17 protein-coding genes are annotated in these 25,175 nt (G+C 70.5%); 10 read left to right on the top strand and 7 right to left on the bottom strand.

Features of this window, described 5'->3' with window-relative positions; all coding sequences use genetic code 11:
• Window position 1: 1 nt before the first annotated feature.
• The 5 genes from ACIHFD_RS28850 to ACIHFD_RS28830 all read right to left on the bottom strand — a co-directional run bounded on the left by ACIHFD_RS28850 (window position 2) and on the right by ACIHFD_RS28830 (window position 8,586).
• On the bottom strand, window positions 2–2,173 hold the full coding sequence (locus ACIHFD_RS28850; protein ID WP_397369520.1) for an Ig-like domain-containing protein: 2,172 nt from the start codon (window positions 2,171–2,173) through the stop codon (window positions 2–4).
• A 716-nt stretch (window positions 2,174–2,889) separates the two neighbouring features.
• A complete protein-coding gene (locus ACIHFD_RS28845) occupies window positions 2,890–3,912 on the bottom strand; it encodes a sugar-binding transcriptional regulator (protein ID WP_363966733.1) in 1,023 nt (340 codons plus the stop codon).
• Window positions 3,913–4,616: 704 nt separating this feature from the next.
• Window positions 4,617–5,513, bottom strand: a complete 897-nt coding sequence (locus ACIHFD_RS28840) for a nucleoside hydrolase (protein ID WP_397369519.1) — start codon at window positions 5,511–5,513, stop codon at window positions 4,617–4,619.
• Window positions 5,514–5,569: 56 nt separating this feature from the next.
• Complete coding sequence (locus tag ACIHFD_RS28835; RefSeq protein ID WP_397369518.1) at window positions 5,570–6,892, bottom strand: hypothetical protein; 1,323 nt, start codon at window positions 6,890–6,892, stop codon at window positions 5,570–5,572.
• Between the two features lie 374 nt (window positions 6,893–7,266).
• Window positions 7,267–8,586 (bottom strand): pectinesterase family protein, encoded by a 1,320-nt coding sequence (locus tag ACIHFD_RS28830; RefSeq protein WP_397369517.1) that lies wholly within the window; start codon window positions 8,584–8,586, stop codon window positions 7,267–7,269.
• Window positions 8,587–8,761: 175 nt separating this feature from the next.
• Here ACIHFD_RS28830 and ACIHFD_RS28825 point away from each other — a divergent pair, with 175 nt between their 5' ends.
• The 5 genes from ACIHFD_RS28825 (at window position 8,762) to ACIHFD_RS28805 (ending at window position 13,516) form a co-directional block, all read left to right on the top strand.
• Window positions 8,762–9,277: a hypothetical protein gene (locus ACIHFD_RS28825; protein ID WP_397369515.1), complete on the top strand. Its 516-nt coding sequence runs from the start codon at window positions 8,762–8,764 to the stop codon at window positions 9,275–9,277.
• Between the two features lie 166 nt (window positions 9,278–9,443).
• Window positions 9,444–10,727: a sugar ABC transporter substrate-binding protein gene (locus ACIHFD_RS28820; RefSeq protein WP_350733818.1), complete on the top strand. Its 1,284-nt coding sequence runs from the start codon at window positions 9,444–9,446 to the stop codon at window positions 10,725–10,727.
• 197 nt (window positions 10,728–10,924) lie between these two features.
• Window positions 10,925–11,785, top strand: a complete 861-nt coding sequence (locus ACIHFD_RS28815) for a carbohydrate ABC transporter permease (RefSeq protein WP_397369514.1) — start codon at window positions 10,925–10,927, stop codon at window positions 11,783–11,785.
• 2 nt (window positions 11,786–11,787) lie between these two features.
• On the top strand, window positions 11,788–12,606 hold the full coding sequence (locus tag ACIHFD_RS28810; RefSeq protein WP_364255120.1) for a carbohydrate ABC transporter permease: 819 nt from the start codon (window positions 11,788–11,790) through the stop codon (window positions 12,604–12,606).
• 31 nt (window positions 12,607–12,637) lie between these two features.
• The gene (locus ACIHFD_RS28805; protein WP_397369513.1) at window positions 12,638–13,516 is read left to right on the top strand and encodes a nucleoside hydrolase; all 879 of its coding nucleotides are present in this window, start codon (window positions 12,638–12,640) and stop codon (window positions 13,514–13,516) included.
• Window positions 13,517–13,519: 3 nt separating this feature from the next.
• On the opposite strand, the gene ACIHFD_RS28800 is transcribed toward ACIHFD_RS28805, so the two are convergent.
• Window positions 13,520–15,028 carry a serine/threonine-protein kinase gene (locus tag ACIHFD_RS28800; RefSeq protein ID WP_397369512.1) on the bottom strand — a complete coding sequence of 503 codons (1,509 nt, stop codon included), beginning with the start codon at window positions 15,026–15,028 and terminating at the stop codon, window positions 13,520–13,522.
• Window positions 15,029–15,285: 257 nt separating this feature from the next.
• Here ACIHFD_RS28800 and ACIHFD_RS28795 point away from each other — a divergent pair, with 257 nt between their 5' ends.
• Window positions 15,286–17,640, top strand: a complete 2,355-nt coding sequence (locus ACIHFD_RS28795; RefSeq protein ID WP_397369511.1) for an ATP-binding protein — start codon at window positions 15,286–15,288, stop codon at window positions 17,638–17,640.
• 2 nt (window positions 17,641–17,642) lie between these two features.
• Window positions 17,643–19,745, top strand: coding sequence for an ATP-binding protein (locus tag ACIHFD_RS28790; RefSeq protein WP_397369510.1), 2,103 nt, complete (start codon window positions 17,643–17,645; stop codon window positions 19,743–19,745).
• Window positions 19,746–19,809: 64 nt separating this feature from the next.
• On the opposite strand, the gene ACIHFD_RS28785 is transcribed toward ACIHFD_RS28790, so the two are convergent.
• Window positions 19,810–20,907 (bottom strand): LacI family DNA-binding transcriptional regulator, encoded by a 1,098-nt coding sequence (locus ACIHFD_RS28785; RefSeq protein ID WP_397369509.1) that lies wholly within the window; start codon window positions 20,905–20,907, stop codon window positions 19,810–19,812.
• A gap of 232 nt (window positions 20,908–21,139) precedes the next feature.
• Between ACIHFD_RS28785 and ACIHFD_RS28780 the strand changes: the two genes are divergently transcribed.
• The 3 genes from ACIHFD_RS28780 to ACIHFD_RS28770 all read left to right on the top strand — a co-directional run bounded on the left by ACIHFD_RS28780 (window position 21,140) and on the right by ACIHFD_RS28770 (window position 25,155).
• Window positions 21,140–22,369, top strand: coding sequence for a plasmid pRiA4b ORF-3 family protein (locus ACIHFD_RS28780; RefSeq protein WP_397369508.1), 1,230 nt, complete (start codon window positions 21,140–21,142; stop codon window positions 22,367–22,369).
• A 49-nt stretch (window positions 22,370–22,418) separates the two neighbouring features.
• Window positions 22,419–22,802 (top strand): hypothetical protein, encoded by a 384-nt coding sequence (locus tag ACIHFD_RS28775; RefSeq protein WP_397369507.1) that lies wholly within the window; start codon window positions 22,419–22,421, stop codon window positions 22,800–22,802.
• Between the two features lie 403 nt (window positions 22,803–23,205).
• Window positions 23,206–25,155, top strand: coding sequence for an alpha/beta hydrolase (locus ACIHFD_RS28770; protein WP_397369506.1), 1,950 nt, complete (start codon window positions 23,206–23,208; stop codon window positions 25,153–25,155).
• The last annotated feature ends 20 nt before the right edge of the window (window positions 25,156–25,175 follow it).

The raw sequence follows: 25,175 nt of genomic DNA, 5'->3' as shown, positions 1-25,175 counted from the left end.
TCTAACGATTGACCTGCACCAGGCTGAATCTGGCCGTGGTGTAGGCGTGGACCGCGTTCGCCTCCTGGTTGCCGTCGACCGCGAGGCCGATGTAAAAGCGGCCGGTCCGCATCACGATGCGCTCGTAGCCGATGCGGTCCCAGTTCAGCGAGTTGGACGACAGGAAGGCCTCGAACTCGTTGTCCCCGGTCAGCAGGCTCCGGCAGACCAGGCGCAGCCAGTACGGCTTCTTCGGGTTCAGCGGGTCCTCGCCGGCGGCCGGCCAGATGCCGACGCTGGGCTGCTTGCCGTTCGAGGCGACCCTGATGGCCTTGGCGCGCATGCCGGCGCCGTCGTCACCGCTCGCGGACAGGCCGATGCCGGCCATCATGAACGGTGAGTTCGGCGCGAGGTCCTGACGCACCATGATGCCCGCGACGGCGTCGACGTGCCCCATGCTGATGCTGTCCACCCGCGCGGTGATCTCGATGACCTCGCCCCGTTGGCTGAACCCGACGGCCTGATAGGCGAAGTGGAAGGAGTCCTTCCAACCGGCGATCTTCCCGGACCCCTTCAGCGTGAACACGCCGTCCTTCAGCGCCGTGCTCCCGGGGATGGCCACCTCGCCGATGTCCTTCGCCGTCCACGGCTTGTGGGTCATGGTGCGGGTGACGTGGATCGGCACCAGCGACGAGGTGGTCGCCGACCCTGTGCTGTCGGTCGCGCGCGCCGTCAGGGAGTAGGTGCCGTCGGTCGCGTCCGTCCAGGTCGCCTGGTACGGCGCCGCGGTGGCCTCGCCGATCTTCTTGTCGCCGTGGAAGAACTCGACCTTGGCGATGGACGCGCCGTCGAGGGCCTTGGCGTCGGCCTGGACGACGACGGACTGCTGGTCCGTGTCCGCCGCGAACACCTGGTCGATCTTGGGGGAGAGAATCGCCACCTCGGGGTTGCGGGCCCCGGCTCGCTGGATGGAGTTCAGGTAGCGCTCCAGGTTCGTGTACCCGCTGCCGTCCACCGTCTTGGCGTCGTCGGCGTTCTCCGGGTTCAGCCCCTGGGCGGTCTCCCACTCGTCCGGCATGCCGTCGTGGTCGCTGTCGGCGGGAGCGGGCGCCTCGGGCGGCGCCGGCAGCCAGCCGCCCACGTCCTTCTGGGAGTTGATGTGGCGTCCCGTGCCGGTGCGCGCCTCGTTGATCAACCTGGCGTCGATGGCGTCCCGTCGCGGCAGAATGGCTCCGGCCTGTTCCAGGACCGTCGCGAACGCCTGCTGCGCGGGCTGCTCCGTGATGCCGTTCTCGAACTCCACCGGCCTGGGCCGCAGCGTGATGCCGCCGGTCGGGTAGGTGATGCCGAGCGTGTTGTCGGTCGTGAGGTCGGCGTGGCCCTCGACCGTGTTGCCGCTGACGTGCCACTCGCCGAACCGGCCGGGTGCCACGATCGTTCTGGCGATCGGGGGCAGCGTGTTGGGGCCGGGCTTGTAGTAGTTGCCGATGATGTTGATGCCGTTGGCCCACTCGCCGCCGTAGCAGGTCGTGATCCCGGGGTTGTAGATCACGTTGTTGCGGTGGTCCACCACCAGGCTCATGCCCTCGGTGAAACTGAAGCGCGGGTTGCGGCCGTTCTCGTGGATGAGCAGGTTGTGGTGGTAGGTGATGGTGTCGCCGCCCCACAGGCCGCCCATGCCGTGCCGGCCCTTGGGGTGCACCGAGTTCACCAGGCCCTCGGAGATGATGCACCACTGGACGGTCACGTTGGTGTTGCCGTAGACGGAGAAGCACTCGTCCACGCCCCAGCTGAAGGAGCAGTGGTCGATGATGATGTCCCGCACGCCACGGGCGCCGAAGGTGTCGATGGCGGTGCCGAGTTCGTCGCCGCCGCGGAAGCGCAGGTGGCGCAGGATGATGTTGCTGCCCTTGATCTGCGTCTCGTTGCCGATGACGGTGATGCCGTGACCGGGGGCGGTCTGGCCGGCGATGGTGAGGTTCGAGCCGGTGATGTCGAGGCCGCCCTTGATCTTGATGTTCCCGGAGACCCGGAAGACGACCGTCCCGTCGGACTTCGCCACCGCCTCGCGTAATGACCCGGGGCCGTCGTCGTCGAGGGTGGTCACCTCGTACACGGCGCCGCCCCGGCCGCCGGTGGAGTACATCCCGGCCCCCTCGGCGCCGGGGAAGGCGGGCACACCCTTCGCCCTCACCTTCGGCGCGATGGTGGGCGTGGGGCTCGGGCTGGGCGGTGCCGCCACACCGGAGGTGCCCGCCCATGCCACGGCGGGCGGAACCAACGCCGCGGACCGCACGAAATCCCGGCGACTGAATTCTGATTGCTGGCGATCGAAGCCTTCGGCCTCGCTCATGCGAAACGCTCGCTTTCTGCCCCGAATAGACAGGGCTGTGCCGTCTTTCGGCACGACTCCGGACCACGCTGTCGCTAAGTGAGAATTTTTATTCAGCCATGAATGGAGTGGATTCATCACATCGTGAACGACACCGTTGTGACTGTCAAGAGCGCTTTCCAACCCGCCAGATCCAGCGTCAACCCCCGCAGCGGGCCCACCCGAACCCGCCCACCCACCTCACACCGCCCCGGGCCGCCCGGCCTGCCCCGCCCCCACGAGCCTGAGGCCCTCACTAGCCCGATGCCGTGATTACGCCTTTGGGCGCGCACGCCGACGGCCTCCGTCGCGCGGGATCGCCGACCCGCCGCCCAAGCCCGGCACACCTCCGGCACGCAACCCCGGCGGCCTCCTCCGGCATGCAAGCCAGGCGACCTCCGCCGCGCAAGACCTACCGCCCTCCGGCACGCGGGCGCGGCTCGGCGCACGAGGCACGGCGCCCAGCCGGCTCCTCACCGGCCCTCAGGCAGCCGCGCCCAACCGGGCCCCAGCAAGACCGCCCCCTGACCAGGCGAAGGTCAGTCCTTCAGGAGTTGCTCAGCCACGCCCACATCCGTGATGAGCGTGTTCACCCACCCCCCACGCAACGCCGCCCGAATGGCCGCCGTCTTCCGGCGACCCCCCGCGATGGCGATCCGCCGCGGCACCCGCAGCAGATCAGCCGCCGAGATGCCAAGAATGCGCTCCTCGAGCGGCGACGCGATCAGCCGTCCCTCGGCGTCGAAGAAGCGCAGGCACACGTCACCCACCGCCCCCAACTCCCGCAACGTCTCGAAGTCCTCCTCCGAGATGGCGTTGCCGCTGTCACGCAGCAGCGGCGACGGGTCCAGGCTCCCGATCCCCACCAGCACCGTGGTCAGCCGCGACCAGGCATCCACGACCTGCCGTACGACGTGATCGTCCGAAAGCGCCTGCCGGGCGGCGGCGGACCCGACCAGGCCGGGCGCGGGCAGGAAGACGGGCTCGGCGCCCGTGAGGTCGGCCAGGTGGGCGGCCAGGCGGGTGGCCTGGACCTGCGCGGAGCCCTTGCCCACCCCGCCGATGAGCTGGACGACCTCCTCCGCCACCTGCACCGGGCGGCGCTGCATGGCCTCCACCGTGGCCAGCAGGCTGGCGCTCCAGGACGAGATGCCCAGGTGCTCGCCGCCGATCAGCGTGGCGTCCAGGTAAGTGGCGCCGGCCGAGCCCAGCGCGGCCACCACGTCGTGGTTGTCGCCGGTGGCGTCCACGACGATGATCTGCTCCACGCCGTACTTGCGCTCGAGGTCCTCCTCCAGTAACGCGTGCACGCCGCTGGGCACCACGACCACCGTGCGTACGATGCCGATCTCCGCGGCCTCCTTGAGCAGCCGCGACACCCGCGGCTGCGAGATGCGCAGCTGCGCCGCGATCTGCGGCTGGCGTACCCCGTGCTCGTGGTAGAGGCGGGCGACCCGCACCAGGAGCCGCATGCGTTCCGACTCCTGGCTGAGCCGGCGACCGCTGAACCTCATGGGCTCACCGCCGGAGCGGCCCTTCTCGAACTGACTGTCAGCTCCCACGATCGCTGGCCTCCGCTTCGGCTCCGCCGCTCATGCTGGTCCGGTGGCGAGCCCGGGCCACTGCCGAGTGCCATTCTGCTAGCCCGCGGCCACGCTCGCACCACGATGCCCCGGGTACGTGGCACGCGCCACGACCCGCCACCCAGGACAGCACCCGACGGGACCGTACACCGACCGCGCCACCGCCACCCCCGCCGGCTCCACCCGCCAGCCACGCCGCCCCAGCACCGTCGCCCCGCTGCCCCGGTTGCCGCAGCCGCCCCAGCACCGTCCCTCCACACCCGGGTCGCCGTGGTCGGTCCGGCACCACCGAACGGCCCCTTCGAGGTCGTCGGCCCAGCACCGTCGCCCTGCACCCAGGTCGCCGTCGCCCGTCCGGCACCGCGGAAGGGCCCGTTCGACGTGGTCGGTCGAGCGCCGTCGGCCCGCTCCCAGGTCGCCGTCGCCCGTCCATCGCCGCGGAAGGGCCCGTTCGACGTGGTCGGGTCAGCACCATCGGCCCGCGGCCCGTTCGACCTGGTCCGCGCCGCGCCGAGGCCGCCGAACGACCCCAGCATCGTGTGCAGCCCACTCCTCCGGCCCAGGGTCGCGAGCCGGGCGAGCCCCGCCCGAGCCGCAGGCCGCCGGCAGGGTGCCCGACCGCCCCGCTCCCACCCCCGAACGCCAGCGAGCCCACGTCGCACCCCTCCCTCCCACCATCGCGCCTACCGCCGGGCGAAGGCCTGCAGCTTCGCGAAAAAGTCCTCGAAGATGAACCGCGAGTCGATCGAGTCGTACGTACGGATCGCCCGATTTTCGAGGGAGAAGTCGTACGACCCGTCGTGGCGGAAGTTCGGGGCGGGGCGCTCCACCCACGTCCCGCAGTCGGGGTGGAGCATCAGCCCGATCGCGGGCGAATCGCCGAGCGCGCGGAACTCGATCGACGGCCCGCTGTGCTGCTCGTTCCACTCGACGAGCTGGCGCACGAGGTACTCGCCGATCTCGCCGTACGGCGCCACCTTCGCGTCGAGCTCGGCGTATCCGACCGCCGTCATCCGGTACGTCGGCGCCGGGACCTGCCAGACCTTGACCGCCGAGGAGAACACGACATTGGCCGCCACGATGTCGTTGGACAGGTTGAACTCCGGCCGGGCGGGCAGGCCGCCGCGCCCGTCGTACCCGTTGCCGCCGATCCAGATCACGGTCACGTCCCGCTCGGCGATGCGCGGCTCCAGGAGCAGGGCCGAGGCCATGTCGGTCAGCGGGCCGAGGAAGGCCACGTACAGCGGCTCCGGGACGTCCCGCATGGCCTCTTCGATGATCAGGTCCGCGCCGGGCGACGGGACCGGGGTGACCACGTCGGGCAGCGCGTACGGGGCGCCGTCCTCGACCCTGACCGTGCCGTCGAGCTTCATCAACCGCAGCAACAGGTCGATTTCCGCGCGGCTTTCCTCCAGGCTCGACCGGGTGCGGCGATTGCCGAAATGCGCGGCGATCAGCCCGCGAATATCGAGGCTCGGTGAGAGCAGGGCGTGCACGATGGCGAATTGGTCGTCCGCCTCGTTTTTGGCGTCGGTGTTGACGATCACTCTGCGCCGGTGGGAAAAGGTACGGCCCGCCATGCACACCCTTCCAATTATCTTGAATATCTATTCAAGTACGTATCTATATTCCGATATTATGTTGTGACATTTGTGGTGTCAAGGTCCCAGAGGATGACGGACAGCGCGAACGGCGAGATGGTGTGGTCGTCGTGCGTGGCGTCCTCAAGGAGATCCCACCGTCCGTGCTCGGGCCGCCCGCCGGCGAGCAGCGCCACCCGGTCGCGTACCGGGGCCTGGTAGACGCGGTGCCCGACCCCGTTGAAGCAGCACTCGTCGAACCGGTTGAGGATCTGCACCTGCCCGCGCCCCGGACCGACGGACGCCAGCACGTACATGTCGAGGAAGTCGTCGGAGGTGGCGGCGTAGAAGCCGGGCAGCGCCTCCTTGGTCTGCTCCCAGTCGCCGGTCGTGGGGCGCGGCTTCGGCGAGGCGGGGCGTAGGAAGAACGGCAGCGACCCGGCCGTGGGATAGCTGCGGGTGACGCGCGGGTCGAGCGCCGCGAACACCGTTGTCGTCCAGCCCCCGCCCGACAGGCCGATCATCTCGACGGAGGCCGGCCGGTACGTGGCCTGCGCATAGTTGAGGGTGATCGTGAGCGGTTCGAGGAAGAAGGTGAGGGCGGAGAACTCGGTGCTCTCCCAGGGCGGGAGCTCGCGGTGGGAGGGGTTCGGCAGCAGCTTCGCCGGGTCCTTGGGGTCGGCGATCTGCTGCTGGTTCCAGTGCTGGAACGGCATCGCGTACGCCATCACCCGATAACCGCGGTCGAGCAGGGCCTGGACGGTGCGGAGCATGGTGTCGAACGGCTCGCCGTGGCCGTTGTGGTAGAGCGCGAGGCGCCGGTTCCAGGCGCGGCGCGGGACGATGTCGTACACCTTGGCCGAAACCTGGTAGCCCAGGGGGACCGTCAGCCGGTCGATCCGGCGAACACCCGTCAGGGAGGCGAAGTCGGGAGCCGACACGTCGGTCTCAACGGTGGGGAGCGTCTTCGGCTGCCCCGCGCCCTTCCAGATGTAGTCGATCATGCCCTTGCGTTTGGCGGCGATGTCGGCGGCCGACGCGATTCCGATCAGCGGCTCGATGTCGACGCCGGCGACGGCGGCCGGCAGCGTCTTGTACTCGGGCCCGAACCTGTCCGCCACCTCCTGATTGACCGGCGCCACCGGCCGCGGCGCCCCCTTCCCCCCGCGCACCCCCTCGTTCAGCCCACCCGTCCCCGCCGCACTCCCGCTCCCGGCCGCACTCTCGGCCCCGGCCGCGCTCCCGCTCCCGGCGCGGCCCACGACCCCGGCCCCCGCACCGGTACGACTCGCCGCCTCGGCCGGCCCCGCGACGACGGCAGCCCCGATACCACCCAGCACCCCGCCCAGCAGAGCACGCCTACTCGCCAACTTGTCCATCTCATCCATTCCTTCCACTACGTCAAACCCGTGATCTCAGCCCCCGCCACCACCCCGACCCGGTTACCGGGAGGTGCACCGCCCCGGCTCAGTGGCCGGAGCCGTATCGCCCCGATCCGATGGCCGGGATGCGCCGCCTTGGTCCGGTGGCCGGGAGGTGCACCTCCCTGGCTCGTTCTCTGGGAGGCGTCTCGCCTTGGTTCGGTGGTCGGGAGGTGCACCGCCTTGGTCTGGCGGCCAGGAGGCGCACTGCCCTGGTCCGGTGGCCGGGGTGCACCGCTCCGGTCCGGTGGCCTGGAGAGGTACCGCGGCGGTCCTTTTCGCCAGGAGCGCATCGCCCTGGTTCGGTGGCCAGAGGTGCGCCGCTGCCCGGCTCAGCGTGACTGGGGATTCCAGCCGCCCAGGACGAACGACGGGTCGCTCCACTTCTCCGCCTCGGCGGTCGTCAGTTGGCGGGAGCAGGGCAGTCGTTGCGCGGTGTCGATGGCGCGGCCCGTGGTGAGGTCGGTGCTGCCGTACTCCCAGAAGGAGAGAGTCTGTGCCTGCGCGCAGTCGTTCGGGTCGATGGCCCAGCCGACAGGGGCGATGTGGCCGTCCATCTCGGTGTCGATGAACACCGCCTGGCTGTGCGTGAACCGCCACACGGCGCTGCGGCTCAGCACCACCGAGCCGTCCGGAACGCCGGGGGCGCGCGTCAGCTTGGTGCGGACGAACACCGCGCCCGGCCTGGTGACGTCGTTACGGCTCTGCGAGATGTAGCCGGCATCCGTCGACTCCAGCACCGAGTCCTGGATGAACACCGTGCCGGTGCCCCACACGAAGTCGGTGTCGCCGCTGATCCGGCTGCCGGTGACGAACCCCTTGCCCTGCAGGCGCAGGGTGTCCTGGTGGCTGCGCAGGTCCACGCGTTCGAGTGCGATCCGCTCGTTGTTGCCCCGGAACGCCTCCGCCTGCGAGCCGCCGTCGGGGGTCGTGTTGTGAAGTGTGAGGTTCTGAATCCGGAAGTCCGCCGCGTCCACCCCGAACATGGCGCGCCAGCAGTTGTGCAGGTCCGAGGTCTCCAGCACGCGGCGCGGGCACACATCGGCGGGGCCGCCCTGACGCAGTGCCGCGTCGCCGTTGCGTAGATCGTTGTTGGCGTACTGGATCACGGTCCGGCCCGCACCCGCCCCGCGCACGGTGATGTGCGGCCGGTCCTCGCGTACGTAGACGATCTCGGTGTAGACACCCGGCCGGACATCGATCGTCACAGGCGACTGATTGCCGGTCGGCACGGCATCGACGGCGCCCTGCACCGTACAGAAGTCCCCGGTCCCAGCCCCGGAAACCGTCAGGTGCCGGCTCTGAACCCCCCGCTTCCGGGTTTTGAAGCCCCACCTTCCGGCTTCCTGCACCCCGCCGAACCCCGCGAACACCTCGGGGTCGACGGTGACGTAGTACTCCTGCCCGTACTCGAGCTGCCGGTGCAGGTACACGTTGGCCGTGTTGCCGTCGATCATGATCGATTCGTACGAGAAGTCGTGCGGCAGGCCCGTGTCGGAGACGGCGGCGCCGATGTTCTTCTTGTCGGCCTTGGCCGCGGCGGCTTCGACCCGATCGACCAACGTGCCGTCGGTGACCCGGCGCACCTCGATCGCGCCAGAGGACCCCAGCGTCGGGGGTGCCGGGAAGCTGATCTTCAACGGCGCGTCCACGCAGGTCCCCCTCGCCCGCCCCGGCACCGAAAACCGCACCCCCGCCCCACCGGCCACGGTTGGTTCCGTGAGGGTCCCCGCCCCATCGGCCACGTCTGGTCCGCCGAGGGTTCCCGCCCCGTTGGGCACATCCCGTCCGCTGAGGGCCCCCGCCCCATCGGCCACGGTTGGTTGCGTGAGGGTCCCCGCCGCCTCGGTCGTGCTTGGTCCGTTGACGCTTGCCGCCCCGATGGCGGCTGCGGCTCCGCTGGTCGTCGCTCTGTCGATGGCGGCGTTGGCTCTGCTGCTGGTGGTCGTGGCTCCGTCGATGGTGGCTGGGCCCCTGTTGGTGGTGGCCGCTGCCGCGGTGGTCGCGGCTGTCGTGCTGGCGCTGGTTGTCGCTCCGTTGGGGGTGGCTGTGGTTCTGGTGCGGGTGGTCGTCCCGTCGGTGGTGGTTGTGGCTCGGCGGTGCCGGTCACGGTGGACGGGGGCGTGTCCGGTGGTTGTCCCGCCGATGGTGGTTGTGGCTCTGCTGGTGGTCGTCCTGGCGGTGGTGGGTGAGGTGTTGCTGGTGGATGCGGTCTCGGCGCTGGCTAGGGGGGTCGTTCCCGGGGAGGTGAAGGGTGGGGGAGTGGGGGATAAGGCGAGCGCTGTGGTGAGGAGCGCGGTGATCGGGGCCTTCACATTCACCTCTCTGAGAGCGAATGGATAGTTGGCTTTGAATATATATGTAGACGTCTCGACAAGATCGGTCAAGAGTGGGAGGTCTTGTCGGTTCGTGGGGGTTCGTGGCATGCTGGGCGGCCATCGTGGATGTGACACGTGTAGAGTCGGCGCTTGACCTGGTCAGCGGCCGGAAGGCTTGAAGGAGCAAAGCCATGAAGAAGAGCCTGGCCCTGGTGAGCCTGCTGGCCGTGCTGGCGGCCGGGTGCGGATCCGGAGGAGGCGGGGGCGGGGGAGATTCGGCGTCGAAGACGCTGCGGTTCGTCGGGCCCGAAGATCCCAAGACGTTCCAGCCGGTCATCGACGGGTTCCAGGCCAAGAACCCCGGCGTGAAGGTCGCGTACACGCAGATCCCCTTCGACCAGCTCAACAGCACGCTGCAGCAGCGGCTGGCCGCCAAGGACGACACGATCGACGTCTACACCGTCGACCAGCCGCGCGTCGCGGCGCTGGCCACCCGGGGGTTCCTGGTCGACCTGAGCGACTGGAAGGACCGGGTCAAGCAGGCGGCCCTGCCCGCCCAGTACGAGGTCAACGAACACAACGGCAAGCTCTGGTCCGTCCCCATCTGGACCTCCGACCAGTTCCTCTTCTACAACAAGACCCTGCTGAAGAAGGCCGGGATCACCCCGCCGCCGAGCGACCCCGCCAAGCGCTGGACGTGGGAGCAGACGATCGAGGCGGGCAAGAAGGCGCAGGCCGAGGGCGGCGCCCAGTGGGCGTTCATCCCCGAGCAGATCGAGCAGTACTACCAGCTGCAGAGCCTGGCCGAGTCGCTCGGCGGCGGCTCCGGGATCACCGGCCCCGACATGCTGACGCCCGACCTGACCACCGACGGCTGGGTGAAGGCGATGACGTGGTACCGCGACCTGTTCGCGAACAAGCTGGCGCCGCGCGGGGTCGGCTCGTTCCAGACCTCGCCGCTGTTCAGCGAGGGCAAGGTGGCCTTCTTCGCGGGCGGTCCGTGGGACGTGGGCGTCTTCTCGGGGGCCAAGGACCTCGACTGGGGCGTGGCGCCGTACCCCTACTTCAAGGGTGGCAAGCAGGTGACGCCGACCGGCTCGTGGTCCTGGGGCATCAACCCGGCGTCGGAGAACCAGCCGCTCGCGCGCAAGTTCCTCGAGTACGCCTCGCTCGACCCCGAGGGCAACCTGCTGACCACGAAGGCCACCACGATCATCCCGTCGAACCGGGCCGCCTTCGAGAAGTACGTCCCCACCCTCGACGCGCTGGGCGGTGACAAGAGCAAGGGGGTCGGCGAGATCCTCACGTACGACGCCGACAACACGGCGGTCGCGCGGCCCAGGTCGGTGGGGTACATCCAGTTCGAGGACATCATGACCAAGGCGTTCGCCGACATCCGGAACGGAGCCGATCCCAAGACCCGGCTCGAACAGGCCACGCAGGAGGTCAAGACGGCCTGGGCCCAGCTGCGATGACGGGTGCGTCGGACGGGCACCACTTGTCGTCTGGAGGCGGAGGCGGAGGCCTGGCGGGTATGTCGGGCGCGCCGGATGGGCGGCCGTCGTCCGGCGGCGAAGGCGCGCCGGATGGGCGGCCGTCATCCGGAGGCGGAGGCAAAGGCGGAGGCGTGGCGGGCGGGTGGCCGTCGTCTCGGCGTAAGCGGAGCGGCCGGGTGGTCGGGCGGCCGGTGCTGGTGTCGCTGGCGTTCCTGGCGCCCGCCCTGGTCGCGCTCCTCGTCCTCCGGCTGATCCCCGCCGTCATGGCGTTCGCCAGCAGCCTGAGCCACACCAGCCTGGTCACCGGCGAGACCGCGTTCGTCGGCCTGGGCAACTACGCCACGCTCTTCGCCGACCCGACGTTCCTCCAGAGCGTCCGCGTCACGCTCGTGTTCAGCCTGATCGTCAACCCGCTGCAGATCGCCGCCGCCCTGGCCCTCGCGGTCCTGTTCACCCGCCGCTTCGCGGGCGTCCGGTTCCTGCGGGTGCTGGTGATCCTGCCGATCGCGGTGCCCCCGGCGGTCTCGGCGGCGATCTGGAGCGTCGCGTACCGGCCGGACGGCCTGCTCAACTCGGTGCTGAGCGTGCTGGGCATCCCGCCGCAGCCGTTCCTCACCTCGCCGGGCCAGGCCCTGTGGTCGCTGATCGTGCTGCTGTCGTGGATCGGCGTCGGCTACTGGATGATGTTCCTCATCGCCGGGCTCCAGGACATCCCCACCTCCCTGTACGAGGCCGCCGCGATCGACGGCGCGTCGGCCTGGGCGCGCTTCTGGCACGTCACGCTGCCGCTGCTGCGCAGGCCGCTGGCGTTCGTGCTGGTGGCGGACACGGTCTCGAACTTCCTCGTCTTCGCCCCCGTACAGATGCTGACCAACGGCGGCCCGCAGGGCTCCACCAACGTCACCATGTTCGACATCTTCACCCGCGCCTACTCCGTGGGCGACCTGAACCTCGCCCAGGCCGAGGTGATGCTGCTCGTGCTGCTCGTCCTGGCCGTGGTGATCGTGCAGTTCCGGCTGCTCCGGGGGAGGGACTGACCGTGTCCAGACGTCTGTACGCCCTGCTGGGCACGATCATCGGCCTGGCCTTCGCGCTGCCCCTGCTCTGGGCCCTGTCCAGCTCGTTGCGCGGCGGCTCGGAGATCTTCCGGCACATCTCGCGGCTGTCGTGGGAGACGCTCGTACCGGCCGATCCCACCCTCGGAAACTACGCGAGCCTGGTCACCGGCGACTTCGGCCGCGCGATACTCAACTCCCTGCTCGTGGCGCTGGCCACCGTGGCCGTGGGCCTGCTGATCTCGGCGGCGGCCGCGTTCGGGCTGTCGGCGGTGCGGTTCAGGGGCCAGGGGGCGCTGTTCGCGATCGTGGTGCTCAGCTTCCTCATCCCCTTCGACGCGATCGCGATCCCGCTCGCCACGCTGTTCCGCGACTGGGACCTGACGAACACGTACGCCGGGCTCATCCTCCCGGGCCTGGGCCACGGCCTGGCCATCTTCCTGCTGCGCCAGTTCTTCCTGGCCATCCCCAAGGACCTGGTGGAGGCGGCGCGCATCGACGGGCTCGGCTGGTTCGGCGTGTTCGCCAGGATCTACCTGCCGCTCTCGCGTCCCGCCCTGGTGAGCGCGGGCCTGACGCTGTTCATCTTCCAGTGGCAGTCGTACGTCTGGCCGCTGCTCATCGGCACCGACGCCGAGCACCAGCTCGGCCCGATCGCCTTGGCGAACATGCGCGGCCAGTTCACCATCGACTACGGGCAACTGTTCGCGGGCTCGATCGTGCTGACGGTCATCCCGCTGCTGATCATCCTGCGCTTCCAGCGTCACTTCACGCAGTCCATCGCCACCACGGGCCTCAAATAACCTCCGAGAACAACCTCCGAGAAGGGTCTCCATGAGTTCTTCGACCATGCGCGTCATCTTCGACACCGACATCGGCTCCGACGTGGACGACGCGCTGGCGCTCGCCGTCCTGCTCGGCTCGCCGGAGGTGGACCTGGTCGGCTGCACGACCGTCTACGGTGACACGTTGCTGCGGGCGCGCCTGGCCAAGCGGCTGGTACGTCTCGCGGACCGGTCCCTGACCGTCATCCCGGGGGCGGCCAAGACCCTGACGGACCGGCCCGTCTGGTGGGCGGGTCACGAGGGCAGGCTCTTCACCGACCTGGAGACCGAGGCGGTCGACTCCGGGGACGCGGCGGCGTACCTGGTGGACCAGGTGAGCCGCGCGCCCGGCCAGGTGGACGTCGTGGCGGTCGGGCCCCTCACCAACCTCGCCAACGCTCTGACGGCGTCGCCGTCGTTCGCCCGGGACGTCCGGCACCTGTGGATCATGGGCGGCCGCTTCGACGCCCCCGAGCCGGAGCACAACCTGCGCTGCGACCCGGAGGCGGCGGCCATCGTCTTCGGCTCGGGGGCGCCGATCACGGTGACCGGCCTGGAGATCACCACCACGGTCCGGATGGACGCCGCCGACGTGGCCGCCGTCGCGGGGGCCGGGGCGCTGGGGGAGGCGCTGAAGGCGGAGATCGAGCAGTGGTGGCGGTTCTGGAACGAGGAGTGGAACAGCCCGCACGACCCGATCACGGTGCTGAGCATGCTGGCGCCGGACCTGTTCGCCTTCAGCCCGGAGGGTCGGGTGGAGGTGGGGGCGGACGGCTCCAGCACGTTCGTGCCCGGGGGCGGCCGTACCCGGGTCACCGTCTCGGGCTCGCCGGAGCCCATCGCCCAGGAGATCGTCCGCCGTATCGTGGCCGCCGCCACGAAGGCATGATCATCATGACAGCCGGCAGGCCGTCTCCTGCGAGTACGCGAACTGAGGCTCCTCGGCGACCGCCTCGCGGCCCTGGTACTTCCACTGGCACACCGCCGTCGCGGTGATGGGCTTGGTCGTCATGCCGAAGCACGACAGGGAGCTCCAGCTTCCGGCGGCCATGCTGTAGCCCTGCGCTTTGCAGTATTCATGGGCGTCGTTGAAGGTGATCGAGCCCTGGGAGGGCGCCGGCGGGCTGCTCGGGGGCGTTGTGGTTCTGGTCGGCCTGGTCGTGGGCTTGCGGGTCGGCTTCTTGGTCGGCTTCTGGGTGGGCTCGACGACCGGGGCTTTCGTACGCGGCGCCCTGCGGGTCGGGCTAGACGTGCCGCGCGGGACGGCGCTCGTACTGGGCACGGCCTCGGCCGCCGACGACCGCTCGATCTCCGCCGGGGCGGGTGTGTCCTGCGTGGTCGGCGTTTCAGGCGCGCTGGAGGAAGGCATGGCCACGGGCACCGACGCCACCGCGGTCGCCGCGGTCGTCCCGGTCGCCTTGCTGCCGGACGCGGCGGGCACGAGCGCGAAGTAGCCGGCTGCCGCGGCGGCGACGAGCAGGGTCGCGCCCGCCGTACCCATGATCAGGCCGCGCCTCCGGCCGTCCGCCTTCTGAACGGCGACGGCCGGGCGTCCCGGTCGGCTCACCGGAACGGTGTTCCAGACGGGGGACGGCAGAGCGCGCAGGCGTTCGATCACCTGCGCGGCGGTGGGCCGCCGGGCCGGGACCTTGGACAGGCACTCCTCCAGCAGCGCCCGCACCGCCCCGTCCAGCCCGCCGAGGTCCGGCTCGCCGTGCAGGATCGTGTGCAGGACGGCGGGGATCGACTCGCCGGCGAAGGCGTGCTGCCCGGTGGCCGCGTAGACCATGGTCGCGCCCCAGGCGAACAGGTCGCTCGCGGGCCCGACGTCGCCGCCGGAGATCTGTTCGGGCGCCATGTAGGCGGGGCTGCCGATGGCCTGGCTGCTGACGACCGACTGGCTGAGGTCCAGCGCCCGGGCGATGCCGAAGTCGATGACGACCGGCCCCTCGGGCCCGAGCAGCACGTTGCCGGGCTTGAAGTCGCGGTGCACCACGCCGGCCTCGTGGATGGCCATCAGGGCGGTCGCGGTGTTGATCGCCAGCCGCTGCAGGGCGGCCGCCCCGCGCGGCCCGTTGTCGCGTACGGCGTCATGCAGCGACGGCCCGTCCACGAACTCGCTGACGATGTACGGCCTGCCCCCGACAAACCCGCAGTCGAGGATCTGGGCCGTGCAGAAGGGCGCCACCCGCCTGGCGGTCTCCACCTCGTGCAGGAACCGTTTCTGCTCCCGGTGGTCGGCCATCAGGTGGGGATGCAGGAGCTTGACCGCCACCGGGCCGCCGTCGCCGCCGCGCCCCAGGTAGACGGTGCCCTGCCCGCCTACCCCAAGCCGCCCTTCCAGGCGGTGGGACCCCACCGTCCTGGGATCCTCGGCCAACAGGGCCAACACTTCGGCCACCAAGCCTCCAGCCCGTCAGTGGGCCAAGATCGTATCAGAGCACCGCCAAGGTCAGTTAAGTGACGAGTCAGGCACTCAGCGCAAAATTTGTTCCACGCGCGAGGCCGGGGTTGCCCATGATTCGGTACAAGGTCCAGATATGCCCGTTGACCAGGCATATCGTCCGGGTCATCGGCGCCCGTCCTGGGCATATGTTGGTTATATCGGCTCTTGGTCGCGTACGGTGACCCACTCGCTGGAGCCGATGCGAGGCATCTATGACCATTGCCACGTTGCGCGCCTCGGCGCAGGCGTACGCCGGCGGTCTGCCCGCTGAGGTGACCAGTTTCATCGGGCGTCGGCACGAAGTAGCGGCGATCAAGCGCTTGCTCTCCGAGGCCCGGATGGTCACCCTCACCGGTCCAGGCGGCGTCGGCAAGACCCGGCTGGCCCTGCGCGTCGCCACCGACCTGCGGCGGGCCTTCCCCGACGGGGTCTGGCTGGTCGAGCTCGCCGAACTCGACAACCCGGCACTGCTGCCCCAGGCCACGATCGCCGCGCTGAAGATCCAGAGTCACACCGCCCGGCCGCCCCTCCAGGTGCTCACCGAGCACCTGCGCGCACGGCGGGCGCTGGTCGTCCTGGACAACTGCGAGCACGTCCTCGACGAGTCCACCGTGATGGCCCAGGCGCTGCTGCGTTGCGCCCCGGACCTGCGCATCCTGGCCACCAGCCGGCAGCCGCTGGGAGCCGTCGGCGAGCAGGCGTTCCCCGTGCCGACGTTGCCGCTGCCGGGCTGCGACTCCCAGCCTGACACCGCGTCCGCCATGTCCGACGCGGTAAGGCTCTTCGCCGAGCGAGCCACGGCCGTTCTGCCCGATTTCACCGTCACGAGCGAGAACCAGGACATGATCGAGCAGATCTGCCGCCGCCTGGACGGTCTGCCGCTCGGCATCGAGCTCGCCGTCGTACGGCTGCGCGTGCTCTCGCTCCACCAGCTGCTCGACCGGCTGGACGATCTGTTCGGGCTGCTCAACACGGGGCCGAGCGCCACGGTGTCCCGCCACCGGACGCTCCGCGCCCTGATCGACTGGAGTCACGGGCTCTGCACCGAGGACGAACGCCGGCTGTGGGCGAGCCTGTCGGTGTTCACCGGCAGCCTGGATCTGGAGGGGGTCGAAGCGGTCTGCGCCGGGGCCGGCATCGCCCATGACGAGATCCTCGATCTGATGATCGGCCTGGTGGAGAAGTCCGTCCTGATCCGCGAGGAACATCCGTACGGAGTGCGATTCCGGCTGCTGGACACGATCCGGCAGTACGGGCGCGAGCGTCTCGTGGCCTCCGGGCAGGAGCAGGAGCTGAAACGCCGGTATCGCGACTACTACCGGCGGCTCTCGCGTGAGGCGCAGGCGCAGCTGTTCGGCCCGGCGCAGGCGCAACTGCTGACCCGGCTGCGCGTCGAGCACCCCAACCTGCGCACCGCCCTGGAGTACTGCCAGGCCGAGCGCGCCGGGCTCTGCATCGACATGGCGAGCGACCTGCTCGACCACTGGATCACCAGCAGCCACCTGGGCGAAGGCCGCGACTGGCTCGAACAGGGACTCGCGCAGCCCGCCGCCCGGTCCGAGGTCAGGGCCCGGGCGCTGTGGGCATGCGGCTCGCTCGCCATCATCCAGGGCGATCAGGCCTCGGCCGTCGGGTTGCTGGCCAAGAGCAGGACGCTCGGCGAGAAACTCGGGCTGGAACCGGTGCTCGGCTACGTCGCGCTCTACTCCGGAATGGTCGCCATGCACGCGGGAGACACCGAGTCGGCCGTCAAGTCCTTCGAGGAGGCGGTGACCCATCATCGCGCCGGCGGGGACCCGGCGGGCCAGGTCCAGGCGCTGACCTGGCTCTGCCTGGCGCACTCGTTCCTCGGCGGCTCGGACAGCGCCGTCGCCGCCGCCGAGGAGGGCATCGCCATCTGCGACGCCCACGGCGAGGGCTGGCACCGGGCGTACACGATGACGGCGCTCGGCATCGAACGCTGGCGCCAGGGCGACGTGCGGCGCGCGACCGCCTTGGAGCAGGAGAGCCTGCGCGTCTTCCACGCTCTGGACGACTCGGTCGGGGTCGGGCTCACGATCGAGGTGCTGGCCTGGATCGCCGCCGCACAGGAGGAGTACCCGCGGGCCGGCGCGTTGCTGGGCGTTCTGCGCAACGTCTGGGAGGCGATCGGCACACCCCTGCTGGGATTCGGCCACCTCGTCCGGTACCACGACGAATGCGAGGACCGTACCCGCCAGGCTCTTGGCGAACCGGCCTTCCAGGCGGCCGTCAAGCGCGGGACCAGGCGCTCCGCCGACCAGGCGCTCGCGTACGCCCTCATGGAGGAGGCGCCCTCGCCCGGCCCGTCCGGCGGGGAGGACCAGTACACGCCGCTCACCCCGCGGGAGACCGAGATCGCCCAGCTCATCGCCCGGGGGATGCGGAACAAGGAGATCGCGGCGGCGCTGGTGATCGCTCAGCGCACCGTCGAGGGCCACATCGAGCACATTCTGTGCAAACTCGGCTTCAACTCCAGGACCCAGATCGTCGGCTGGGTCGCGGAGCAGGCCCGCCGCACCGGCGAGAGGCCGCCCGGCGGCGAGTGATCATGTCCGTGAAAGACACGATCTGGAGCCCTCCGGACGCCGAGGAGCCGGCGGCGGACCGGCGGCAGGCCGAGGCCTCCGGCTTCGTCGGACGACGGCACGAGATCGCCCAGGTCAGGCGGCTCCTGGCCAAGACCCGCCTGCTGACCCTGACCGGCGTGGGCGGGGTTGGCAAGACCCGGCTGGCGCGCCGCGTCAGCGAGATCCTGCCCCGGAGGTACCGGGAGGGCGTCCGGCTGGTGGAGCTGGCCACCATCGACGACGAGGACCTGCTGGCCCCCGCCGTGGCCGCCTCCTTGGGCATCCACGACCGCACGCCGGACCTCGAGGCCCAGCTGATCGAGCACCTGGGGGACAAACAGCTGCTGCTGGTGCTGGACAACTGCGAGCATCTGCTCGGCGCGTGCGCCCGGCTGGTGGAGCATCTGCTGTACGGCACCTCGCGGCTGCAGATCCTGGCCACCAGCCGGCAGTCGCTCGGAGTGTACGGCGAGCGGGTCCTGCCGGTGCCGTCCCTGCCGATCCCGCGGCCCGGCGACCGTACCCGCGACATCGCCCGGCGCGACGCCGTGCGCCTCTTCACGGAGCGGGCGGCGACGATCCGGCCGGGCTTCCACGTCGACGCGGCCAACGCCCGGGCCGTCGCCCGGCTGGCCCGGCGCCTGGACGGGATCCCGCTGGCCATCGAGCTGGCGGCGGTGCGGCTGCGGACGACCTCCGTGGAAGACCTCGTGAACGAGCTCGACGAGCGCCTGGACGCGCTGGCCGAGGCCGGGCCCGGCAGGCTGGCACGCCACCAGACCCTGCGGGCGACCATGGAGTGGAGCTTCGGGCTGTGCTCAGCCGGCGAGCGGCGGTTGTGGGAACGGCTGTCGATGTTCCCGGGGGGAGTGGACGTGGAGACCGCCGAAGCGGTCTGCCCCGGGCAGGGCCTGGCCCGCGAGGACGTGCTGGATCTGATGATGGGGCTGGTGGACAAGTCCATCCTGGGCGTCGCGGAGCCGCACGGCGCCGGGGCCCGCCACCGCATGCTGGAGACCATCCGCGCGTACGGCCGCGAACAGCTGCCCCCCGCGCACGCGGAGGCGCTGCGCGAGCGGTACATCGAGCACTATCGCCAACTGGTCGAGCAGGTGCGCGTGGACCGGGTGGAGCCGGGCCAGATCGATCGCATGCGGAGGCTGGAGCCGGAGCTGCCCAACGTACGCGTCGCCCTCGACCTCTGCTTCGGCCGGCCCGGCGCCGCCGCCGCCGGTCTGGAGATCGCCGCCGAGCTGTGGGCCAACTGGCTCGTCGCCGGTGGTCTCAGCGAAGGCCGGTACTGGCTGAAGCGCGGCCTCGCGCTCGTACCCCGATCGAGCGTCGCCAGGGCGATGGGCCTGTGGGCCGACGGGCTGCTCGCCCACTACCAGGGCGATGCGGCGGCGGCCGACGCGCGGGAGTGCCTGGCGCTCGCGCGTCAGTTGAGGGACGAGAGGGCGCTCGCGTTCGCCGTCCAGCTCTCAGGCGTGGCGGCGTTGTCCGAGGGCGATGTCGAGGGCGGGCTCGCGCTCCTGGAGGAGGCCCGTGCCCGGCACTGGGCGAGAGGCGACGTCCACGCGGTGGGGGTCACCCTGTATGTCGCCGGCCTCTTCGCCGCCACGATGCGCCCGGACCGGGCCGCCGAGTACAGTGAGGAACTCGTGACGTTGTGCGAGAGGCGTAACGCTACGCTCTTCCGCGCGTACGCACTGTACGCGGTCGGCATGGCCCGCTGGGAGCAGGGCGACTTGCAGCAGACCGAGGCCAGGATGCGGGAGGTGGCCGCGTTCTGGGGCGCCGCGAACGACCGGTGGGGCCTTCCGCAGTCCCTGGAGGTGCTGGCCTGGACGGCCGCGGCACGTGGCCGGTACGAGCGGGCCGCCCGGCTGCTGGGAGCCGCCCATGTCCTGTGGGAGGCGGTGGCCGCCTCTCCGGCGCGGATGCGGTACCAGGCGAGATCGCACCAGGAGTGCGCCGAGCGGGCCCGCCGGGAGCTGGGGGCTCAGGCGTTCACGGCGGCCTTCCGGGACGGCACGCGGCTCGGGCTCTCCCGGGCGATCGCGTACGCACTGGAAGAGCCGTGACAAGCCGCTGCCCGCGGCACGCGTGGCCGGGTGATCAGCGGCTGCGTGATCAACGGCTGCGTGATCAGCGGTGCAGGCGAGGCTCGGGGCAGCCGCAGGAGCCGCGGGTGACCAGCGTGGCGGAGAAGATCTTGGTCACCGGCTCCACACCCTCCGACTCGATGGCGCCGACCAGCGTCTCCGTAGCGTGGCGGGCCATCTCGTCTATCGGCTGGCTGATCGTCGAAAGCCCGGGCACCGTGTACGCCGCCTCCCGCGCCCCGTCGAACCCCACCACCGCCACATCCCCGGGCACCCGCAGCCCGAGATCGGCGGCGGCCCGCATCGCGCCGATGGCCTGGCCGTCGATGGAGGCGAACAGGGCCGTGGGACGCGAGGGCGACGACAGCAACCGGAGCGCGGCCTCGTAGCCACCCTCCAGACTCAACTCCCCCTCCTCGACCAGCCCCGCCCCCTTGGCAAGCTCGCCCTCCTCGACGAGCCCCGCCTCCTGGGCAAGCGTCCCCTCCTCGACCAGCCTCGCCTCCGACCCGGCAGCGGCCTCGGCCTCCTGGAGCGCGCGGCGCCAGCCCGCGGCCCTGAGCCGCACCGGGGTGATGTCCAGCGGGCCGCCGACGAAGCCGATGCGGCGATGGCCGTGCTCCAGGAGGTGCCGGGTGGCCTGATAGCCGCCCTCCTCGTCGTCCACCGCGAGCCGGGAGAAGAACGGCGGCGCCGCGTGGTCGATGGTGACCACCGGAACGCGTCCCCGCATCTCCTCGGCCTGATCGGCCGAGACCGGCACCCGCATCAGCACCAGCCCGTCGACCTGCCGCTCCAGGAACCCCCTGACATAGCCCTCCGCCCGTGCCGGATCCTCGGCGGAGTTGCCGAACAGCACCGAGTATCCCCGCTGCCAGGCCACCTCCTCGCAGGCCCGGGTGAACTGCCCGAAGAACGGGCTCTTCCCGCCGGCACTGTCGGAGGCGATCACCCCGATGGTCCACGAGCGCCGCGAGCGCAGCGATCTGGCCACCGCGTTGGGGCGGTAACCGAGCTGCTTGATGGCGTCCAGCACACGCTGCCGGGCCGCCGCGGAGACCGGCCGGGGCCCGTTGTTGATCACGTAGCTGACCACGGCGGGCGAGGTGCCCGCCAGCCGCGCCACGTCGTTGCGCGTCACCACTCGCGTCTCACTCCGGCATTCACGAACCCAGCTTATGGGCCGGGACACCCCATACAGGTCCCCCGTGACTCACGAGACTCATGGGTCCCCGGTGGTGCAGGCCTCGGCTTACGAGGAGCCGTGCAGGACCGCCTGGCTGAGCGCGAGAGTCACGTTCCGCGTCCAAAGATTCCAGCATAGGGAGCCTCGCCGAGCAACGAGGAGCGTCCCACTGGTGTTAGCTGGATGAGTGCATGAGGCAGAGGACTCGCCGGTGGTGCGGGAACTGCGCGCTTTCACCGAGTGGGTCGGCGCGGGCCGGAAACTGACCGCCACCGGCCAGATCACCCTGGCCGACGCCAGGACCCTGGTGGACCTGTTGGACACCGGTGACGCGGTCGACCCGGACATCGGTGGGAGAGTGTTCAAGACCACGTCCAGCGCCGAGCTCTCCGGGTTGCAGAGGGTCTTCCTGTGGGCCAGGGCCGCCGGCTTGGTGAGGGTGGTCAAAGGACGGCTGGTCCCGGTGAAGAAGGCCGCCCCGACGCTCGCTCGCCCGGCCGCGCTGTGGCAGGCGGCGTTCGAGGCGTTCCCACGGCTGGCGGAGGCCGTGTGCCCAGCCGGGTGGTGGACCTCGCCATTGCATGAGGAGTTCGCGCCCGTCGTGCGTACCGTGCTGACCCGGTTGTACGGCGGGTCCGCGCCGCTGACGGAGCTGTACGAGCTGTCCTGGGAACGGGCGTCGGCACCGTTCCTCATCGAGAAGCCAGAACGCGCCAGGAAATCCAACGACCGGGACACCGAACGGATGCTGAGCGCGCTGGCGCACCTGGGAGCGATCGAGCTGACGAACGGGGAAGCCGCGCTGACCTCGCTCGGCCAGGAGGAGATACGGCGCACCCTGGGGGAGGCCGCTCCGGGCGAACCGGTGTACGAACTCAAGGTCACGCTGCTGGACACCGAAGACCCGGTGGTGTGGCGGCGGCTACGGGTGTCAGCCGGGATCTCGCTGGAGCGCCTGCACCGCATCCTGGCCGTGGCCATGGGATGGGAGGACTATCACCTGCACGTCTTCACCATTGGAGAGCGGCGCTACGGCCGGCCCTCGCTCGAATGGGACGACGGCCTGCTGGACGAGACTAAGACGACCCTGGCCGAGGTAGCGGGCGGCGCGGGCATGCGGATCAGCTGGGAGTACGACTTCGGCGACAGTTGGGAGCACGAGATCGTCATTGAGCGGGCGATGGCGGCCGAGGAGGGCGTCCGGTATCCGGCGGTCGTGGCAGGAGAAGGCGCCTGCCCGCCGGAGGACTGTGGCGGGACGTGGGGGTACCGCGAGTTCCGGGCCGCTCTGGCCGATCCCCGTCATGAGGAGCACGAGCACCTGGTGCGATGGGCGGGGTTGACCAGCGCCGCGGAGTTCGATCCGAGGCGTTTCGATCTGGTGGCGGTCCGGCGAGCGGTGCTGAACATCGCTTGATATCCGCTCCACCTGGTCGCCAAGAAGGCGAGGATCGGTGCGGCGCGCCGTGGCAACAGATGAGCCGGCCAAGCCCACATCACGCATCGCGGCCACATTTGAGAAGGCTGAGCAGGCGGTGGACTGGATGGCGGGTGAGTACGCGAAAGTGCGCGAGGCGCTTCTGCTGCCAGATCGGGTGCCCCTTGAGGACCGGCTGGAGACGGCCCTCGACCTGCTGTCCCGGGGTGTGGACGCGCAGTGGGGCGAATGGCCGCAGGGTGGCCGGTTCGCCACGATCGGCGTGATCTGCTGCCCGAACCGGCAGGTCGCCCACCCCCTGCCCGACTCCCTCAGGGAGACCACCGCGTTGAGCGACGTCCCGTCACCCGGACATCACAATCGGCCTTGGAGATCGACATCACGATGGAGGAATTTCACGGCCCGCACGTGAAGCCGCTGAGAGAGGGGCACGGGGCCATCGAATGGTCCGGCCCGACAGCCAGATGCAAGTCCGTCAGGGTCCGCGGCCACACGTGCGAATGCCTGCCGACGGTGTACGAGCTCTGCGTGGCCGGTGGCCTCGGCCATATCCGCCGAACGGAGAGGTCGTCCAAGGGCGACCGGGTCAGCGAGAGCCCTTGGCTTCGGACGCGGAGGTGAAGCACCTGTGGCGCAACCTCCTTGAGGGGGACGCACGGTAGCGTTCCCACAGGTGAACGAGCGGGGCGGCGTTCTGGAGAAGAGATAGGCCCGATAGTGCGCCTTATCATGCTCGGCCGCTCAGTGATGGCCGCCGATAACGGCTGGCTATAGCCTGACTCCGTACGGTGGCTACTGTGTCACCGTACGAGGTTGTGGCAGGTGACACGGCAGGGTTGGAGGAGGCCCTGGCGCGGGTGGTGCGACTGGCCGGCGATCACGTCGGCGCGCTCGACTCCAGCATGCGTTACATGGCGGCGCACGCCTGGGTCGGCGGCGGCGCCGGACCGTTCAGCCAGGCCATGGGTGACCAGCGGACCCGGCTGCAGCGTGCCTTCGAGACCGCGGCCGCGCAGATCGCCGACCGCATCCGCGCCCTCGGCGGGCACGCCCCCGCTCCGTCGCTGTCCACCCCGCCTCCCGCCGCCCCGTCCGCGCGCGGCGGTTACGCCGGGATGGACGTGGAGGCGATGACCCGCATGGTGGCGGACCTGGAGCGCGCCGGGCACGAACTCCCCGCCGCGGGAGGTCTGCTCTCGGCGGCGCTGGGCTCCGCGGGCGTCAGCGCCGCGCCCGCCCAGCAGGTCGGGAACGTCGGCGCGTGGGCCGCCGGACAGGTCGTCGACCTGCGCAGACGGCTGACCGTGCTCCAGCAGCGCCCCGACGGAGAGGCGGCCACCGCGGCCGTGCTCGGCTTCGGCCTGTTCGGCGGGTCCGCCCCCGCCCCGGGCCCCATCGGCGACGCCCTCTCCGCTGCCGCAGCCGGCGACACCTCGGCGCTGGAGAAGATGGTGGCGGCCCAGAACACCGGCAAGGACCTCACCCTCGCCGCCCGGGTCAGCGCCTGGTGGCAGATGCTCGACCCGGCCGCCCAACGGCGGCTCATCGAGGCCGCGCCGCAACTGGTCGGCTCGCTCAACGGCGTGCCCGCCGCCACCCGCGACAGCGCGAACCGCGCCTACCTCGCCATGCGCGAGGACGCCATCGCCAAGCGGCTGGCGGAGCTCCGGGCCCTGGACGAGCCCCTGGCGAAGGGGATCATCATGGCGGACGCGTGGCGGAGGATGAGCACGCGCCGCGAGATCGAGGAGTTGGAGAAGCAGCAGCGGCAGATCGATGCCGTCACCAAGAGCCTGGCCCTGGGCGGGGTCAACGGCCGCCCGCCCGCCCTCCTGCTCGCCCTCGAACTGGGCGGACTCGGCAAGGCCGCCATCTCCTTCGGCGACCCTGACAAGGCCGACTCGGTGGTCACCTCTGTGCCGGGCACGGGCAGCACCCTGGAGGGGATCGGCGCCGACGTGGCGCGCGCCGGAACCCTCTGGGACCAGGCGAGCCGCTCGGCCCCCCACACGAAAACCGCTTCGATCCTCTGGCTCGGCTACACGGCCCCGCAACTCGACGCCGGGATCCTCCGGGCGGACACCTCCGTCGCCTCACACCATCTCGCCCAGGCCGGAGCCGGCCCGCTGGCCAGCTTCCTGGACGGCCTGCACGCCACGCACCAGGCGGCCGGCACCCTACGGTTCACCGTTCTGGGCCACAGCTATGGCAGCGTGGTTACAGGCATCGCCGCCCAGACGAGGAAGGGGACGTTCGCCGATCAGCTCATCCTCGTGGGCAGTCCGGGGACGATGGCGATGCAGGCCGGCGATCTAGGGGTTAGGCAGGTGTGGGTGGGGGAGTCGCCGCAGGACCCGGTAGCCGACCTGGGGCACTTTCCGTTGAGCGGCGGGCGGCACCCTATCTCGGGCGTGCTGCAACCCACCCTCCCGAACGGTCCAGGCCCCTTCGGCACCGACCCCAGCAACATCGCCTTCGGCGCCCAGCGTTTCCGCGTCGATGAGACGCCGGTCTCGGGCGCCCTGGGTTTTACTGGATACGACATCGCAACCCACTCCGGTTACTGGGACACCGAGTCGACCTCGCTGAGGAACATGGGATTCATTGTCAACGGTCAGTACCATCGAGTGATGAAGCTCCCGACGCCGAAGCCGGTGTCGCCTCCGTCGCTGCTGCCGACGCCATCTCCGTTGCACCCCTCTCAGGAACCGGTGTCCCCGCCGTCGCCCATCCCGCAGCCCTCACCCACTCCGTCGGGGGAGTAGATGTTCCGCTCCGTGATGTT

The organism is Nonomuraea sp. NPDC051941 (assembly GCF_044593615.1).
Note: the sequence above shows the minus strand (reverse complement) of the source record. Positions and strands in the feature narration are given on the sequence as shown.

Bases quoted from the DNA above. Each gene is read 5' to 3' on its own strand.
- ACIHFD_RS28840 (WP_397369519.1), bottom strand. From the start codon at position 5,513: ATGGCGGGCCGTACCTTTTCCCACCGGCGCAGAGTGATCGTCAACACC.
- ACIHFD_RS28835 (WP_397369518.1), bottom strand. From the start codon at position 6,892: ATGGACAAGTTGGCGAGTAGGCGTGCTCTGCTGGGCGGGGTGCTGGGT.
- ACIHFD_RS28820 (WP_350733818.1), top strand. From the start codon at position 9,444: ATGAAGAAGAGCCTGGCCCTGGTGAGCCTGCTGGCCGTGCTGGCGGCC.
- ACIHFD_RS28805 (WP_397369513.1), top strand. From the start codon at position 12,638: ATGAGTTCTTCGACCATGCGCGTCATCTTCGACACCGACATCGGCTCC.
- ACIHFD_RS28795 (WP_397369511.1), top strand. From the start codon at position 15,286: ATGACCATTGCCACGTTGCGCGCCTCGGCGCAGGCGTACGCCGGCGGT.
- ACIHFD_RS28790 (WP_397369510.1), top strand. From the start codon at position 17,643: ATGTCCGTGAAAGACACGATCTGGAGCCCTCCGGACGCCGAGGAGCCG.